Here is a 17,873-nt window from a genome sequence, read left to right on the forward strand (position 1 = left end):
AACCTGTGCGTATATGGCGGCCATCATTTTCTCCTCAGTTTAACCGACGCGATAGTTCGGGGCTTCGCGGGTGATCTGCACATCATGGACGTGGCTTTCTTTCAGCCCCGCTCCGGTGATGCGTACAAAATTGCAGTTCTTGCGCATTTCGGCCACGGTGGCGCAGCCGGTGTAGCCCATCGCGGCCCGCAGGCCGCCGACCAGCTGGTGAACAACCGTGGAAGCCGGACCTTTATAGGGAACCTGGCCTTCGATCCCTTCGGGCACCAGCTTGTCGCTGGCCGCGTCCTTTTGGAAATAACGATCCGCCGAACCGCGCGCCATAGCCCCCAGCGAGCCCATGCCGCGATAGGATTTGAACGAACGGCCCTGGTAAAGGATCACTTCGCCGGGGCTTTCATCGGTGCCTGCGATCATCGACCCAACCATGGCGCAGGATGCCCCGGCTGCGATGGCCTTGGCAAAATCGCCCGAGAATTTGATGCCGCCGTCTGCGATCACCGGCACATCACCCGCTGCAACCGCGCAGTCATTGATCGCCGTCAGCTGCGGAACGCCGACACCGGCGACCATACGCGTGGTACAGATGGAGCCCGGACCAATGCCAACCTTCACGGCGTCCGCACCCGCATCAATCAGCGCCCTGGTGGCCTCTCCGGTGGCGACATTCCCGGCGATGATCTGGATCTTGTCGGTTTCCGCCTTTACGCGTTTTACCGCGTCAATTACGCCCTGGGAGTGGCCATGGGCCGTGTCGATCACCACCACATCAACACCCGCATCAATCAGGGACATGGAGCGTTCAAACCCGCTGTCCCCAACAGAGCTTGCAGCAGCGACACGCAGGCGGCCCAATTCGTCTTTACATGCGGTGGGGTTCAGGACCGCTTGTTCACTGTCTTTCAGGGTCAAAAGACCGGTCAGCTTTCTGTCACCATCCACAACCAGCAGCTTTTCGATGCGGCGGGATTTCATCAGGCTCTTGGCTTCGTCCAGATCGGCAGGCTCGTGCAGCATCGCCAGATTATCCGAGGTCATCATGACAGAAACGGGGGTGCTGTCATCGGTTGCAAAGCGCATGTCACGGTTGGTCACGATGCCCAGAACATGCCCTTTTTCGTCGACAACCGGGAAGCCTGTCACGCGGTAGCGCTCCTGCAGCGCCTTTGCATCGGCAAGGGTTTGGTTTGGGGTCAGAGTAATGGGGTTGTAAACGATGCCGGATACAAACCGTTTCACGCGCCGGACCTGACGGGATTGTTCTTCGGTATCAAGGTTCTTGTGGATCACCCCCATACCGCCTGCCTGTGCCATGGCGATGGCCATACGTGCCTCGGTCACGGTATCCATTGCCGAGCTGAGCAGTGGAATGTTCAGTGCAATCGAGCGCGTGACCTGTGTCCGCGTGTCCGCCGTGCTGGGAAGCACGTTTGACGCACCTGGCACCAGAAGAACATCATCAAAAGTGAGAGCCTCACGAATCTGCATTTTCATACCCCATGCATAACCCCGTTTGGCGGTGACCCTATGGCATGGATCTCTTCGGGGGAAAAGCCCCGAAATCAGGCAAGTCAAAACTTTATCAAACAGATAGCGCCAAATAGCGAATTTCTCATGCAGGATTTGCCCGAAAATGATCTGTGACAAAGAAAATGCTCGGAACTGGCGCAAGAACGCCCCCAAGTGACACTGCCCACGGCTCATCGGGGGCGGTGCGCACAGGAAATTAAACAACCGCTGAAGGATAACAGATGTCTCAACCCCTTGAAGGATATGTTGTTCTGGATTTGACCCATGTTTTGGCAGGTCCCTATACGTCGATGATCCTGTCGGACCTCGGAGCCAAGGTGATCAAGGTGGAGCGTCCCGGGACCGGCAATGATACGCGCGCATTTCCACCCTTCAAAGACGGTCAAAGCGCCTATTTTGCAACCATCAACCACGGCAAGGAAAGCATTGCGCTGGATCTCAAAAGCCCCGAGGATCGCGCGATCTTTGAGCAGCTTTTGGCCCATTCCGATGTGCTGTTGGAAAACTACCGCCCCGGTGTGATGGAGCGTTTGGGCTTTGGCTGGGAGGATCTGCACCAACGTCATCCCAAGCTGATTTACGGGGCCGTGTCCGGGTTTGGGCATACGGGACCGGACTCCCTGAAACCGGCCTATGACATGGTGGTACAGGCCCGTGGCGGCGTGATGTCCATCACCGGAGAACGCGACCGGGAACCGGTTCGGGTCGGAGCCTCGATCGGGGATATTGCGGCCGGCATGTTTCTGGCGCACGGCATTCTGGCAGCCCTTCTGGCGGTGAAATCCGGCGCGCCCGGTCAAAAGGTCGATGTCGCGATGCTCGACAGCCAGTTGGCCATGCTGGAACACGCGGTGGCCATCACTTCGGTCACCGGAGAAGCCCCTCGTCCAAATGGTGCGCGGCATCCCTCCATCACCCCGTTTGAAACCTTTCACGCCAAAGACGGGCTGTTTGTGATCGCGGCGGGCAATGATGTGCTGTTTGAACGCCTGTGTGAAACCCTAGAGCTGCCGCTGGCCAATGATGCGCGTTTTGCCACTAATTTGGCGCGCTGCGAAAACGCGCGCCTTCTGAAACGACTGATCGAAGCTGTGACCATCGACCGCCCGACGGCCCATTGGATCGCCAAGCTGGACGCTGCAGGTATTCCCACTGGCCCGATCCAGAATGTGGCACAGGCCATGAACGACCCGCAGATAAAGGCACGCAACATGGTCGTCTCGGTTCTCGATCGTTCCGGGGAACCCGCCTATGTTGCCGCGGGCAACCCAATCAAACTGTCAGGCATGGAAGATCCCGCCACCCGGCCACCTGCGCCCGCGCTGGACGGTGATCGACAGGCCATTTTGACGTGGCTGCAGGGGCGTGAAACCGGCGTATGACCCGTTCCAGGTGGTGGTCCTGTCCTTCATCTGTCGCAATTCGTCAAACCTGCCCTTTCCCTTTGTGGCAAAAGGGATATGTTCTCACGACACGCGAACAATGAAGGCCCAGACATGACCACCGATCCACTTGTTGTGTTTACCCCCTCCGGCAAACGTGGGAATTTCCCCGTGGGCACGCCCATCCTGACTGCCGCCCGGCAATTGGGTGTGGATCTGGATTCAGTCTGTGGCGGGCGCGGGATCTGCTCGAAATGCCAGATAACACCATCATACGGTGAGTTCGCCAAACTGGGTGTCACGGTTGAGGACGGCGCTCTGAGCGCGTGGAACGCGGTTGAACAACGATACAAGGACAAGCGCGGTCTGATGGATGGCCGCCGTCTGGGGTGTCAGGCCACGGTCCAGGGAAATATCGTGATCGACGTGCCGCCTGAAAGCCAGGTGCACAAACAGGTGGTGCGCAAGCGGGCCGAAGCGCGCGACATCACCATGAACCCGTCCACCCGCCTGTTTTATGTCGAGGTCGAACAGCCAGACATGCATAAACCCACGGGCGATATGGAACGTCTGATTGCCGCGCTTGAGGACCAGTGGCAGCTGAAAGGCGTGAAGACCGATCTGCATATCCTCCACCAGTTGCAACCCGTGTTGCGCAAGGGCAATTGGACGGTCACCGTTGCCGTACATCTGGGGGATGATACGCATCCGCCCAAGATCATGCATATCTGGCCCGGCTATTACGAAGGCACTGTCTACGGGCTTGCTGTGGATCTTGGCTCGACCACCATCGCGGCGCATCTGTGTGATCTGAAGACCGGAGAGGTTGTGGCCTCCTCCGGTGTGATGAACCCGCAGATCCGCTTTGGCGAAGATCTGATGAGCCGGGTCTCTTATGCGATGATGAACAAGGGCGGTGATCAGGAGATGACCCGCGCCGTGCGCGAGGGAATGAATGCGCTGTTCACCCAAATCGCGGCCGAGGCCGAGATCGACAAGGCGCTGATTGTGGACGCGGTCTTTGTCTGTAACCCGGTCATGCATCACCTGTTCCTGGGGATTGATCCATTTGAACTGGGACAGGCGCCGTTTGCTTTGGCCACGTCCAATTCGCTGTCCTTGCGCGCCGTGGAGCTGGACCTGAACATCCACCCGGCAGCACGTGTCTACCTGTTGCCTTGCATCGCGGGCCATGTGGGCGCGGATGCTGCTGCGGTTGCCCTGTCCGAAGCGCCGAACAAGTCCGAGGATCTGGTTCTGGTGGTCGACGTGGGCACAAACGCCGAAATCCTGCTGGGAAATACAGAAAAAGTGCTGGCCTGCTCTTCTCCCACCGGCCCCGCGTTTGAAGGGGCACAGATCTCCAGCGGTCAGCGTGCAGCGCCCGGTGCGATCGAACGGGTGGCGATCGACCCCGTGACCAAGGAGCCGCGGTTCCAGGTGATCGGCTCCGATCTGTGGTCTGACGAGGACGGGTTTGACCTGTCCATTGCCACCACAGGGATCACCGGAATCTGCGGCTCTGGCATTATCGAGGCCCTGGCCGAGATGCGCCTGGCCGGTCTTTTGGATGCCTCCGGTCTGATCGGATCTGCCGAGCAAACGGGATCGTCTCGCTGCATTCAGGACGGGCGCACACATTCTTATGTGCTTTGGGACGGATCCGCCAATGGCGAACCCGTGATCACGGTCACCAACGGTGATGTGCGCGCAATCCAGATGGCCAAGGCGGCGCTGTATTCCGGGGCGCGGCTTCTTATGGATAAATTCGGAGTGGATCATGTGGATCGCGTTGTGCTGGCGGGGGCCTTTGGGGCGCATATCTCAGCCAAACACGCGATGGTTCTGGGCATGATCCCGGATTGCCCTCTGGCCAAGGTCACCTCGGCCGGGAACGCCGCTGGCACGGGGGCGCGGATTGCTTTGTTAAACACCGATGCCAGGGCTGAAATCGAACAGACCGTCCGCCAGATCGAGAAGATCGAAACCGCGGTGGAAGCAAAATTCCAGGAGCATTTTGTAAATGCCTCTGCGATGCCGAACGCTGTTGACCCCTTCCCGATCCTGAACAGCATCGTGACCCTGCCTGATGTGTCCTTCAATACTGGCGGAGGCGACGGTGATGACACAGGCGGGCGCCGTCGTCGCCGTCGGCGCGGATAATCTGAAAATGCTGCGCTGCGCCTCTTGACCATCCGCGCGGCGCAGAATAATTCTGACCTCCCGGAGCGCGGGTATGGTGAAAAGGTATCACGGCAGCTTCCCAAGCTTTAGTTACGGGTTCGATTCCCGTTACCCGCTCCAATTTGGGTCTGAAATCTCTCTTTTTCGATAGACACCAAAAGATTTTTTACAGCGCTTTCGAGCGTGGGAAGATCTTTTTTCTCAGAGATTTAGCGGGAAATTTGTAGTCCGCAAACGTAATTTTTTGTGCGCCAACGTTAATTTTTTGTTCAGAAAAATCTCTTTCGGCGTTAAAAATTGTATGCACTTCGTCAACAATGACGGTTTTTTTTTGGTTCTATAGCTACCTTGTGTAGCTTCGTTTGTGGGAGTGAACAAATGTATTTTTTACGAGTTTTGGCTGTCGCTGGCCTATGTGGAACGCTGCTTTCGACAGGAGCTCAGGCAGCTACGCTGACCGCCGACGTCGTCTTGGATTTTTTTGATTCCGGCGCCGGCCCTTTGTCCGGCCCATATGGTGGTGACACGCTGGGTAGCGGCTTTCCAATCGCTCTTCCAGATACATCTAATGCAGTTGATGGAAACCTGAGCACTTTTGTTTCCTTGCCGACCGGTTCTTTTATAACCGTCGGGTTCTCAACCGGTTTTGTCTTTGATGGAGTCGGAGACGACATTTTTGTGACCGAAGTGGGCGGGAATTCTGATGAGGATGCCGAAGTCTCTGTCTCCAGTGACGGTATCAATTTTACATTTCTAGGTTTCGTTGGAACCGGCGGCACTGAAACCTTGGACCTTGCGGATATCGGTTTCGTCGGAGCTGTTAATGCAATTCGTGTCACCGGACTAGGCACCGGTGGCGGATCTCCGGGATATGACTTGTCTGTGGTTCGTGGTCTTGAAGGAAGTGTCGTGGAAACTCCGGCTCCGATTCCACTTCCTGCTGGCTTGCCGCTTCTGTTGGGGGCGATTGCAGGCCTCGCCGTTTTGCGCCGACGCAAAGAGGTTTAAGCCTTCTAAACAAATGCGTTTGCCGATCTGCTCGGCAAACGCCGCTGCGTCACTTAACATGCGTACTTGGTCTGTATCCGATGCGTGCATAATGTGGCGTCATGGATCTTCCTTTTCACACCCCGCTCAGCCCTGAAGAACAAACCACTCTTGGCCTGACCGTGCCACAGACCATGGCGATGGCGGACCGCGTGCGGTTTTCCGAGCTGGACATTCTGCAGCACGTCAACAACAAGGCCTATCTGGATTGGTTCGAAGTCTCGCGCGTGGCTTATTTCAATCAGTTCTGCCTACCGCATTTCGAGGGGCTGGAGCGGCCCCGGAACGTGTTGCGCAACGCCAATGTGCATTATGTCCAGGAGATGTTGCTGGGCGAATCTTACATCGCCACAACGCAGGTGATCCGGTATCGGCGTACCTCTTATGTGATGGAACAGCAGATCTGGTCCGGCGGCACGCTGCGGTGTCGGATGGAGGGGGTTATGGTTCTGCGCACCCCTGACGGCAGTGCAGGCTACCCGGTGCCGGAGAGCCTGATTTCATTCTGGTCAGAGGTCGAAGGTGCCCAGCACGACGCTTAGGCCCGTGCCCGCACATAAGCAATGAGCGCCGCAGTGGAACCGTCCTTGCCGTCTGTGCCCGCATCGCCTTTGACCATGGGTTCCAAAGACTTCGCCAGTTCCTTGCCCAGCTCCACGCCCCATTGATCGTAAGAGTTGATGCCAAGGATAACCCCTTCGACAAACACCCGATGCTCATAAAGGGCGATAATCTGACCCAGAACAAAGGGCGTCAGCTTGGGGTAAATCAATGTGGTTGACGGGCGGTTGCCGGGGAATACACGATGCCGGGCCTGACGTTCCAGTTCGTCGCCGTCCAGCCCCTTGGCTGCCATAATTGCACGTGCTTCTTCCAGTGAGCGACCGCGTATCAATGCTTCGGACTGGGCCAGACAGTTGGAGACCAGCAGTTCATGGTGGTGACGCAACTCGGGTTCATGTCCTTGTGCGGCCACCATAAATTCGCATGGAACTACGCCCGTGCCCTGATGGATCAGCTGATAGAACGCATGCTGCCCGTTGGTGCCGGGCTCACCCCAGACCACCGGCCCGGTGACATAGTCGACGCTGCTGCCGTCCATTGCAACGGATTTGCCGTTGGATTCCATCTCAAGCTGTTGGAAATAGGCCGCCAGCCGAGACAGGCGCTGATCATAAGGCAGAACGGCGCGGGTCGGGTGGCCGCAGATCTGATGGTGCCAAACCCCCACCAGCGCCAGCATCAGCGGCATATTCGCGGAACCGTCAGCGTCAAGGAAGTGATCATCCATTGCCTTTCCACCGGCAAGGAAGGAGTCAAAATCATCCGGTCCCACCGCGATCATAAGGCTGAGGCCAATGGGGCCCCACATGGAATAGCGGCCGCCAACCCAGTCTTCGAACCCAAAAACTCGCTCGGCTGGGATGCCAAATTCGGCGGTTTTGTCCATCGCCGTAGACAAAGCCAGAAACTGGCCCGCCGCATCGCCGCCGCCCGCCGCAATCCAGTCGCGCGCGGTTTTGGCATTGGTCATGGTTTCAATTGTGGTGAAGGTCTTGGAAGCGACCACAACCAAAGTGGTCTTCGGGTCCAGCCCCTTCAGAACGTCATGAATATGCGCGCCGTCCACATTGGAGACAAAGTGGCATTTCGGACCGTCATGATAAGGGGCCAGTGCCAGCGTGGCCATCGCCGGACCCAGATCCGAGCCACCAATGCCGATGTTGACGACGTCGGTAAAGGCGCCCCCTGCCCCTGCGAACGCGCCAGTGCGGACCGCATCGGCCATCTCGCGCATGCGCTGCAGGGTGTCACGTAGTGCGGGGCGGACGTCTTCACCGTCTACAATCAGGGCTGGACCGTCCGGATCGCGCAGAGCTGTATGCAGGACTGCGCGCCCTTCGGTATCATTGATCTTTTGTCCGGAAAACATCGCCTTGGCGTATTCAGCCACACCGCGGGTTTCTGCAAGGGACAACAGTATCTTCAGGATTTCGGCGTCGATCTGCGTCTTAGAGTAGTCAAAGACCAAATCCCCAAACGTCACCGCGAAAGCCGAAGCCCGGTTGGCGTCCTGTGCAAACAGATCCAGGATCCTTCTGTCGCCCAGGGCGCTGTGCTGGTCTTTCAAATCTTGAAACATTCTGTCACTCCAAACGTTAAGGGGCCCAATGGACATTCATCTCCGACAGGACTGCGGCGATGGGGGCGTCTTTTGGTGGCAAATTCAAGGCTTTGGCAAGGGCGTCTGCTTTGCCTGCTCCATAAATTGCGAGATGTTTGCGATTCGCGGCATTCAGAAGGCGCGCAGACAGGCTGATGCGCGCTTCGGGCTGGCTGGCGGGGCGCATCACGACAAAGGCAGGCGCGTCTTCAGCCAGTCCCGCTTCAAGCCCTTCGGTGTCCGGGAACAGGGAGGCCGTATGCATGTCTTCGCCCATGCCCAACAGGATGAGATCGACGGTTTGGATCCGGGCCGAAAGCGCGACGGCCCCCTCCTCTGGTGTCAGATCTTCGACAAAAAAGGGTATGAATTCAGCAGCCTCGGCCTTGCCAGTCAAAAGCCGCACCCGGATCATCTGCGCGTTTGAGCGTTCATGTGTTTCCGGCACCCAGCGTTCGTCGCTGGCCATCACCTGAACACGGGACCAGTCCAGATCCGCCTGAGCAAGAATGTCGAAAATCGGCGCAGGCGTAGTTCCCCCGGCAACCGCAAGTGTGACGCTTTTCTGCGCGCTCAAAAGTTCCGCCAGGTCATGCGCCATCGCGTTTGCAATTCCTTGGGCCGCCAGGTCGCGGTTGTCATAGTTGGTTCTGTTCATCTTCTGTCTCCCTCAATCGTCACCTGTACACGGCCTGCAGGCAGGTGAAGTTGGTGAGGTTTTACTGTGCCTTTGTTGGAAATGATACCGCTAACACGAATATCCAATGCGTGTGGGTATCACCGGGGGCTGCCAAGTCATTCATCCTTGGTAACATGACGCACCTATTCGACTGAAATCGCCTCGCCAAACAATGTCTATTACTGGGCTAAGGCATTGAAGCACTGATCACATCCCTGTTAAAAGTCTCCAGAGAGGTTTCAAATGTATTTCTGCGTGAATAGCTTGTCCATGACTGGAAACGCACCAGAAAACGCTCAGGAGCTGTGCATATGAAAGACCTGTCCACCCCGATTGCCAATATGGGCAAGTTTCAAGACAGGCTTGTAACAGCCAAGGGAGATGCGCGCGCGTCGGTTTCTTTGACCAAACCGGATACACTTTGGTTCAATACCGGCACGCTTTGTAACATCGAATGCGAGAATTGCTATATTCTCAGTTCTCCGAGCAATGACGCGCTGGTTTATCTGACCACGGATGAGATCCGCAGCTATCTGGATCAGATTGAAGAGCGCAACTGGGGGATACGCGAAATCGGGTTTACCGGTGGTGAGCCTTTTATGAACCCTCAGATGGTGGATATGACACGCGCGGCGCTGGAGCGGGGTTATGAGGTTCTGATCCTGACCAATGCAATGCGTCCGATGATGCGCAAACGCATCCAGCAAGGGCTGTTGGATTTGGCCGAAAGATATCGCGAGAAGCTGACATTTCGGGTCTCATTGGATCATCACACGGCCGATTTACATGATCAGGTGCGTGGCAAGGGCAGTTTTGCTCTGTCAATCGCGGGTATGGAATGGCTGCGCGACAATGGGTTCAACATGGCCGTTGCCGGTCGCACGCTGTGGGATGAAACGGATGCGCAGTCCCGCGCGGGATTTGCAGAATTGTTTGCCGCCCATGATTTTGACATCGACGCAAAAAATCCGGGTCAGACCGTTTTGTTCCCCGAAATGGATGTGAACGTGGAAGTTCCGGAAATCACCACTGAGTGCTGGGGCATCCTGAACAAGTCTCCGGACGCGATCATGTGTTCATCCTCACGGATGGTGGTAAAGCGAAAAGGGGCGGAAACGCCAACTGTTCTGGCCTGTACGCTCCTTCCCTATGAGAAAGAGTTCGAACTCGGTGCGACCCTCAAAGAGGCCGAGCAGGACGTCTATCTGAACCACCCGCATTGCGCCAAGTTCTGCGTCCTTGGCGGAGCCAGCTGTTCCGCGTGATACGGGCCTCAGTGCAGGTAGAATTCGCCTACGACATTGCGCCATTCTCCGGAGGCAAGGTGTCGTCGGTGGGTAAAGCGGACGGAATGTAACGGGCCATCGATTTCACGTTGCCAGAATTCGATAAATTTGAAAAGCCGCGGATAGTCTGGCAATACATCGTAGTCCTGCCAGACAAAGGTATTCAGGACATGCGTAAAATCGGGCATGTGATAGGTGAATTCGGCCGTGGTCAGGCCGTACCCCTTGAGCATCAGTTCGGTTTCAGATGTTGGCAAATCTGTCCTCCTCGCTTAGGTCACTGGTGCTAAGGATAGCAGGAAATGGTGAATTTTCTAAAAATGACGATGCGTTAGCTTGGTTTAAGCCTATTGTTTCACCAACACGTGATGCACTTGCTTGCGCATGATATGCCCTGTCTGTTATGGTGCATATACAAGATATAGACCCAAAAGAAAGAGCGGGCACACGACGTGAACGATACGCCGGAAACTCCTGAAAACATGGAAGAAAACCAGCCGGAACGTCCCAAGTACGACGGTCCTACTGTGTCTATCGAAGCCGAGATGAGTAATTCTTATCTCGACTATGCAATGTCGGTTATTGTCAGTCGGGCCATTCCCGACCTGCGCGACGGTTTGAAACCGGTGCACCGGCGTATTTTGTACGCGATGCATGAAACCGGAAACACGCACGACAAAAGCTATCGAAAGTCCGCCCGCCCTGTTGGCGACGTCATGGGTAAATACCACCCCCACGGCGACAGCGCGATTTATGACGCGCTGGTTCGGATGGCGCAGGACTTTTCGATGTCGCTGCCGCTGCTGGATGGTCAGGGCAACTTTGGCTCGATGGACGGCGACAACCCGGCGGCCATGCGTTACACCGAGGTGCGCATGGACAAGCCTGCCGCCTTTATGCTGGCCGACATCGAAAAAGAGACGGTTGATTTCCAGGATAACTATGACGGTAAGGACCGTGAGCCGACCGTCCTCCCTGCCCGTTTCCCGAATATGCTGGTCAACGGTGCCGGCGGCATCGCCGTGGGTATGGCAACCAATATCCCGCCCCATAACCTGGGCGAAGTGATTGATGCGACTCTTGCACTGATCGACGAACCCGATCTGACCTCCGAACAGCTGATTGAGTATATTCCGGGCCCGGATTTCCCAACCGGAGCCACCATGCTGGGCCGTTCTGGTGCGCGCAAAGCCTATCTGGAAGGGCGCGGCAGCGTTATCATCCGCGCCAAGACACGAGTGGAGGAAATCCGCAAGGATCGCTATGCGATTGTTGTCGATGAGATCCCCTATCAGGTGAACAAAGCGTCGATGATCGAGAAGATCGCTGAACAGGTCCGCGAAAAGAAAATCGAAGGCGTGGCGCATGTTCAGGACGAATCTGACCGCAACGGTGTCCGTGTGGTGGTCGAACTGAAGCGCGATGCGACGCCTGAAGTTGTTCTGAACCAGTTGTACCGTTTCTCACCGATGCAGACGTCTTTTGGCTGTAACATGCTGGCGCTGAACGGTGGCCGTCCGGAACAGCTGACGCTGCGCCGGTTCCTGACGTCCTTTATTGATTTCCGCGAGGATGTTGTTGCGCGCCGCACCGCCTATAACTTGCGTAAAGCGCGCGAACGCAGTCATATCCTGTGTGGTTTGGCGGTTGCTGTCTCCAATGTGGATGAGGTTGTTGCAACCATCCGCGCCTCGGCTGATGCGGCGGAAGCCCGGTTGAAGCTGATGGAGCGCCGCTGGCCCGCGGCCGAGATCGCAGGCTATATCCAGTTGATCGACGACCCGACCCACAAGATGAACGAGGACGGCACCTATAACCTGTCGGAAACACAGGCACGTGCGATCCTTGAGCTGCGTCTGCAGCGTCTCACCCAGATTGGCGTCAAAGAAGTCACGGATGAGCTGGAAGAACTGGCCAAGAAGATCAAGGAATACCTTGAAATCCTGTCTTCTCGTGAGCGGATTATGGGTATTATCGCGGATGAGCTGCGCGAGGTGCGCGAAAACTTTGCCGTGCCGCGTCGGACCGAGATTGTCGACTGGTCCGGTGATATGGACGACGAAGACCTGATCGAACGCGAAGATATGGTCGTGACCGTGACCTCCGGCGGCTATATCAAGCGGACACCTCTGGCAGATTTCCGGGCGCAGAAACGCGGCGGCAAAGGACTGTCGGGGATGCAGACCAAAGAAGAGGATGTGGTCACCACGCTCTTTGTGGCCAATACCCATACGCAGCTGTTGTTCTTTACCACCGATGGGATGGTCTACAAGCTCAAGACCTGGCGCCTGCCCCAATCGGGCCGGACCGGCAAGGGTAAGGCGATTGTTAACATCCTTCCGATCCCGCCCGGGGTCTCTATCGCTGCGATCATGCCGGTTGACCGGGATGAAAAAGAATGGGCCGACCTACAGATCATGTTTGCAACCTCGGCTGGGACCGTGCGGCGCAACCGTCTGTCGGATTTCACCAATGTGATGCGCAACGGCAAGATCGCAATGAAGTTCGAGGAGGAGCATGCCGACACCAAGCTGATCAACGCCCGCATCTGCTCTGAAGATGACGATGTGATGCTGGTGACCAATACCGGTCGCGCAATCCGCTTCCCTTCGGCCGAAGTGCGCGTGTTTAACTCACGCAATTCGGTGGGTGTGCGCGGAATCAAGCTGGGCGAAGGTGACGAAGTTGTCTCCATGTCAGTCATCCGCCATTTCGAGGCTTCCTCGGATGAGCGTGCTGCCTATCTGAAGATGCGTCGCGCCATGGCGGGCCTCACAGATGAGAGCGAAGGCAGTGCCTCCGATGAAGAGGTCAATGCCAACGCCACCATCAGCCAGGAACGGTATGCGGAAATGTCCGCAGCAGAAAACCTGATCCTGACCATCACCGAAGGCGGACAGGGCAAGCTGTCGTCGAGCCATGACTACCCGGTGCGCGGCCGTGGTGGCATGGGTGTCACAGCCATCGACAAAGGGATGCGTGGCGGGCAGCTGGTTGCCTCCTTCCCGGTTGAGATGGGGGATCAGATCATGCTGGCGACTTCAAAAGGCCAGTCGATCCGTGTGCCTGTTGATGGAATTTCGTTCCGGTCGCGCTCTGCTGGTGGGGTCCGTGTTTTCAACACCGGAAACGGCGAAGTTGTCGTCTCGGTTGCTTGGATCGCAGAGCAGAATGAGGACGAGGATGACGGAGAGGCTCCCGCAGAGAGCTGATCGGGTCAAACTCTTGAAAAAGAAAACCGCCCCTTGGGGCGGTTTTTTATTTCGTTTTTTGGTGGATCGTCACCGAGGGCAACACAATCCGGCATAAATCTCCGGGTCCACGTAGGTTTAGCGGTGCAGCTTTGGCGGCGTCGGGCTGTTTCATCGCCTCTATTGCCAAGCTCACTTGCTGCTGATGCGCCTGCGGCGCAAGTTTCAAACTTGTCACAAAAAATCCCCAACCGAAACTAACTCGGTGATTGTAGCCCGTAAGCACGTTCGAAATGCAAGGGATGATAAGAAGGCGCGCCCGTGTGAGCGCTAAAACCCGTCCTACCTGCGTCTTAAATACGCATAAGGACATCGAGCCTGATATAATCAAGCTGAAATACGCGGTGGTACCCAAGGCCGGACTCGAACCGGCACGCTGTCACCAGCGGGGGATTTTGAATCCCCTGCGTCTACCATTCCGCCACTTGGGCCGCGTGAGGTGTGTATTATATTTGCCCGCAGCCAAGGTCCAGAGGCAAATGCACATAAAGGTGCAGAAAAATTGGAAAACATCCGCCTGCCTCTATGCGAGAACTGTCATTTCAGCATAACAGTGCCCGTTTTGGACAAAGCGTGCCATGTGGCTATCAAGTCTTTTTTGCGGGTTGGCTGTGGTCAGTATGGTACAACCGCTAACGGCAGCAAGCGATTTGCTCTAAGCTATTGCATTCATTTTCTTTTTGAAAACAGCCTGAACTGCATCCTCACGCAAGTAGAATCCACCGTAGTCCCGGCCGCTTTGCGAGAATGGATTAATACCAGCGTTCTTCAAAGCATGACGAACTGTGTTTCGGTGCAGGCCGGTTTCGGCAGACAGACAGGTTGTCCAATGGGCTCTCTACGGCAGAGATCATGCCGGTCTCGACGCTGCCATTGCGCGCCGTCGTGGTGAGTTTGGTGTGTCCGAGTAGAGCTCTTGGATCCCACTGATGTCAACGCCGCGTTCCAAAAGATGAGTCGCAAAACTATGCCTCAGCGTGTGCAATGTGACCGGCTTTGTGATGCTTGCCGCTTTGGCCGCCTGCCTAAACAGCCTTGAGATTTGGCGCGTCACGCCAGAGGCGTGCTTCCAGCACAACAAATGCTTGCCATTATAGCCGGGAAAGACCACCCAGTCTGGACCAGCCACATCTTTGTCCTGGCTGGTGGGGCGTTCCTTCCACCAGTCGCGCAGCAGGCCCAGAATATCGCTGGGCAGCATCACATTGCGTTCCTTGCGCCCCTTGGATTGTACAAGGCGGATGATCTTCTGTTCGCCACCGATATCGCCGACCCGCAGTCGAACAACCTCGCCCGCGCGCACGCCGCAGCCATAGGCAAGAGACAGCATCACGCGCGCCTTCAGGCTCGGAGCCATCAGCAAAATGCGTTTGACCTCGTTGCGGCTCAGCACCAGCGGGATCTTGACGGGCTCTTTCAGGCTAAAGATCCGTGATACCAGATCATGCCGCCCCAGCGTGACCCGGAACAAAAAACTTCACCCCGGTTATCGTACGATTGCAGGTGCAGATGCTGGTGCCGGTCTCAATCAGATGCTGCCGGAAATCGCGAAAATTGTCCGGAGTGGCTGTCTCTGGAGATCGCCCCAACCATGCCGTAAATCTCTTGCACGCCCGCAAGTGCCCGACCTGCGAAGCGGCTCCAGGGTTACGCGCCGACATATCCGAGGCTATACGCGCCCGAAGTGGCGCAACGTTCATTGTTTGCTGAATGTGCATGGGAAAACCGTCTGTCAACCGAGGCAAAGTCACCTCGATCAACAGCAAACTCCCAACACCCCAGTACCCTGAACAAATCCCACCTACGCGTAACCCACGCCACAAGCGCCCATATCGCGAAGCGATTTAGAGCCAGAGCCCAATTTGACCGATGCTGTAGTCCGCCCCAATGTCGAACATGCGCGTATTCCGTTGAAAAATGCGGCTTGCCAGAAGGACTGAGCGCTGATTCAATCTGGCTACGGCAGGTTGAGGTGAACGGCGATGATGGGGTCCCGGCAGGAAGCGCAAGGCGCTTTGTTCCACGAGTTCTCGATCGGACCACATGCTTCGACCGGTTGATCGGTTTGCCAACCTGACCGGGATCCGGCAACACTTGGCGGCGTTTTACAGTACAACGGGACGGCCGTCAGTCGATCCGGAGCTTATGATCCGCATGCCGCTGGTGAGTTACATCATGGGCATCCGATCCGAGTGCCGTCTGTGCAAGGAGGTTCATCTCAACCTCGCCTATCGCTGGTTCTGCCACCTCGACCTGACGGTTCCCGTGCCGGCTCACTCGACCTTCTCGAAAAACCGGCACGGCCGCTTTCGCGACAGCGACGTGTTGCGCCAGCTTTTTGAAACAGTGGTGGCGCGTTGCATCTCAGAAGGGTTGGCCAGCGCCTCGCGGCGGATGCCCGCATCATCCAAGCCGACGCGAACCGGTAGAACTCGACGCCGAAGGCGGACCGGAGCCCCACAGCATCGATCCCGCAGACGCGCCCTGCGCTGTCAGAGAATACCTGGACACGCTGGATCATGCGACCTTCGGCGCAGCCAGCCCGGTCGATCCGAAGTTCACATTGCATTCCGATCCGGCCTCGCAATGGACCGGTGCTCGGGGAGCCTTGCCTACTTTGCCTATTCCACCAACGACCTGATCGACACCGACAACACCGTAATCCTGGACGTGCAAGCGACCCGGTCGATCCGACAAGCCGAAGTTGGATCGGTCCAGACGAGGATCGACCGGGTGGCTGATACCTTCGACATAGCGCGGGAACGCTTGATCGCGGATACGGCCTATGGCACCGGCGCCATGCTGAACTGGTTGTATCAGAAGCGCGGTATCGCGCACCATATCCCGGTGATCGACAAGTCGGGCCGAAAGGATGGGACATTCGAACGCGCCGACTTTGCCTGTGATCCCGAAAGTGATGTCTATACCTGTCCGAACGGAAAGGAATTGAAGCAAAGCCGCAGGACCTTCACGCAACCTCGGGAGAGGAATCCTGATGGTGAAGGCATGCTTCGCTACCGAGCCAGCAAGACCGATTGCGTCTCCTGCGAGCTGAAAGTGCGCTGCTGCCCCAAGGCTCCGGCGCGCAAAATCCTAGGTTCCGTGTTCGAACCCTCCCGGGATCGAGCGAGGGCGATCACAAAAACCATCGACTACGCGATCTCCTGCAAGCTCCGAAAATAGGTGGAGATGCTGTTCGCACATTTCCAGAGCATTCTGGGTCTCAATCGTCTCCGATTACGCGGACCGACCGGCGCACGCGACGAATTCCACCTCGCTGCCACCGCCCAGAACCTCAGGAAGCTCACCAAGCTCCTTCCAGTCCAGCAGGCCGCTGCTAAGGAAAGATGGGCAGAGACCCCGAAATTCTGGGTGATAGATCAAAGCGATCTTCGAGCGGAGTTTTTCAACGGAATAGGCTGACTGGTGTCATCGGGCGGATGGAACTGAGCGCTGTTTGGCTGCACCCCTGCTGCCGCAGCGCCGCTCTGAGCCCAACTTGACCGATGCTACACAATGAGCCAACGTTCGCTATAGACAGAAAGACCAGTCAGTTCCTTCAAAAAAGAAGTCAGATAATGCCACTAGAGCCACAGACATATCGCCAGTATGCCTACCTCGGGATTCAAGGAAAAGGAACCGCTCAAGCGATTACGGACGTTTTGGGGATTGATCCTGATGACGAATGGTCTGAGGGCGATCCTTGGCAAACGAAAGGCCCTCACAAGAAGCGCTGGTTCACGAACTGGAAGCTCAATAGCGGGATACCCGAAACAGAAGACCTAAATGTCCATGTCGAGGCAATTTTACGGCGGCTGCGCACACGTGAGCTGGCACTGCAAAGCCTAAATGGTGACTACGATGTACGGATGGTTTTCGTAAGCCATAACCTCCAATGTTTTAGCTTCGAATTGGATTTCCAACATCAAAGACGTCTGACCCAACTCGGTATACGAACTTGGTTCGACGCATATATTGATGAAGACGTGCACAAACTGATGTTTGATTTGAGATCAAGATATGGTCGTGATGTGTTCGACCAAGCAAGCGATGGAATCGATGTCGCCATAGACTGATTTATCTTTTGCAGGCATTAGAGCAAGTGCCGCCAAAGCCTGCTCTGTCTAAGATTTTTTGATGCGGGCCAGTGCGTTAAGGTTGTGTTGGTGCGTCTGGACCGCGTTGACAAATCTGACAAGGTGGAAGCCGCGGGATGTAGGCGTCGTGCTATGGGGAAAGCGCATTTCCTAGTCCCTGATATCGGTTTGAGTTTTGCGGACTTTTCCGAGTTTGAAGGCGTAGCGTCGTGGTCTTGGGTGTAGGACCGGGCCCGTTTTTTTGTCTTTCTGC

Annotated in this window: 12 protein-coding genes, 2 tRNA genes and 1 pseudogene; 9 read left to right on the forward strand and 6 right to left on the reverse strand. The window is 56.4% G+C overall.

Features of this window, described 5'->3' with window-relative positions:
- Positions 1–39 precede the first annotated feature (39 nt).
- Positions 40–1,488 (reverse strand): IMP dehydrogenase, encoded by a 1,449-nt coding sequence (gene guaB, locus ACXAEW_RS15535; RefSeq protein WP_474942183.1) that lies wholly within the window; start codon positions 1,486–1,488, stop codon positions 40–42.
- A gap of 263 nt (positions 1,489–1,751) precedes the next feature.
- Between guaB and ACXAEW_RS15540 the strand changes: the two genes are divergently transcribed.
- The 5 genes from ACXAEW_RS15540 (at position 1,752) to ACXAEW_RS15560 (ending at position 6,685) form a co-directional block, all read left to right on the forward strand.
- Positions 1,752–2,912, forward strand: a complete 1,161-nt coding sequence (locus ACXAEW_RS15540; protein WP_474942184.1) for a CaiB/BaiF CoA transferase family protein — start codon at positions 1,752–1,754, stop codon at positions 2,910–2,912.
- Positions 2,913–3,026: 114 nt separating this feature from the next.
- Positions 3,027–5,075, forward strand: coding sequence for an ASKHA domain-containing protein (locus ACXAEW_RS15545; protein ID WP_474942185.1), 2,049 nt, complete (start codon positions 3,027–3,029; stop codon positions 5,073–5,075).
- Between the two features lie 67 nt (positions 5,076–5,142).
- Positions 5,143–5,216, forward strand: a tRNA-Gly gene (locus ACXAEW_RS15550).
- 258 nt (positions 5,217–5,474) lie between these two features.
- Positions 5,475–6,104: a VPLPA-CTERM sorting domain-containing protein gene (locus ACXAEW_RS15555; RefSeq protein ID WP_474942186.1), complete on the forward strand. Its 630-nt coding sequence runs from the start codon at positions 5,475–5,477 to the stop codon at positions 6,102–6,104.
- A gap of 101 nt (positions 6,105–6,205) precedes the next feature.
- A complete protein-coding gene (locus tag ACXAEW_RS15560) occupies positions 6,206–6,685 on the forward strand; it encodes an acyl-CoA thioesterase (protein WP_474942187.1) in 480 nt (159 codons plus the stop codon).
- On the opposite strand, the gene pgi is transcribed toward ACXAEW_RS15560, so the two are convergent.
- Positions 6,682–8,286, reverse strand: a complete 1,605-nt coding sequence (gene pgi / locus ACXAEW_RS15565; RefSeq protein WP_474942188.1) for a glucose-6-phosphate isomerase — start codon at positions 8,284–8,286, stop codon at positions 6,682–6,684. The two genes, ACXAEW_RS15560 and pgi, sit on opposite strands and share 4 nt — an antisense overlap.
- Positions 8,287–8,302: 16 nt before the next feature.
- On the reverse strand, positions 8,303–8,965 hold the full coding sequence (gene pgl / locus ACXAEW_RS15570; protein ID WP_474942189.1) for a 6-phosphogluconolactonase: 663 nt from the start codon (positions 8,963–8,965) through the stop codon (positions 8,303–8,305).
- A gap of 332 nt (positions 8,966–9,297) precedes the next feature.
- Between pgl and ACXAEW_RS15575 the strand changes: the two genes are divergently transcribed.
- On the forward strand, positions 9,298–10,251 hold the full coding sequence (locus ACXAEW_RS15575; protein ID WP_474942190.1) for a radical SAM protein: 954 nt from the start codon (positions 9,298–9,300) through the stop codon (positions 10,249–10,251).
- An 8-nt stretch (positions 10,252–10,259) separates the two neighbouring features.
- On the opposite strand, the gene ACXAEW_RS15580 is transcribed toward ACXAEW_RS15575, so the two are convergent.
- On the reverse strand, positions 10,260–10,529 hold the full coding sequence (locus tag ACXAEW_RS15580; protein ID WP_474942191.1) for an usg protein: 270 nt from the start codon (positions 10,527–10,529) through the stop codon (positions 10,260–10,262).
- A 225-nt stretch (positions 10,530–10,754) separates the two neighbouring features.
- Here ACXAEW_RS15580 and gyrA point away from each other — a divergent pair, with 225 nt between their 5' ends.
- Entirely contained in the window at positions 10,755–13,484 is a 2,730-nt protein-coding gene (gyrA, locus tag ACXAEW_RS15585) for a DNA gyrase subunit A (RefSeq protein ID WP_474943049.1), read from the forward strand.
- Positions 13,485–13,868: 384 nt separating this feature from the next.
- On the opposite strand, the gene ACXAEW_RS15590 is transcribed toward gyrA, so the two are convergent.
- Positions 13,869–13,954 (reverse strand) — tRNA-Leu (locus ACXAEW_RS15590).
- A 419-nt stretch (positions 13,955–14,373) separates the two neighbouring features.
- A complete protein-coding gene (locus ACXAEW_RS15595; RefSeq protein WP_474942192.1) occupies positions 14,374–14,994 on the reverse strand; it encodes a tyrosine-type recombinase/integrase in 621 nt (206 codons plus the stop codon).
- A 511-nt stretch (positions 14,995–15,505) separates the two neighbouring features.
- Between ACXAEW_RS15595 and ACXAEW_RS15600 the strand changes: the two are divergent.
- Both ACXAEW_RS15600 and ACXAEW_RS15605 read left to right on the forward strand, forming a co-directional pair.
- Positions 15,506–16,853: pseudogene (locus ACXAEW_RS15600) on the forward strand (transposase); the annotation flags it as partial.
- A 248-nt stretch (positions 16,854–17,101) separates the two neighbouring features.
- Complete coding sequence (locus ACXAEW_RS15605) at positions 17,102–17,599, forward strand: DUF4279 domain-containing protein (protein WP_474942193.1); 498 nt, start codon at positions 17,102–17,104, stop codon at positions 17,597–17,599.
- The last annotated feature ends 274 nt before the right edge of the window (positions 17,600–17,873 follow it).

Source organism: Epibacterium sp. ABZ3_068, assembly GCF_056159265.1.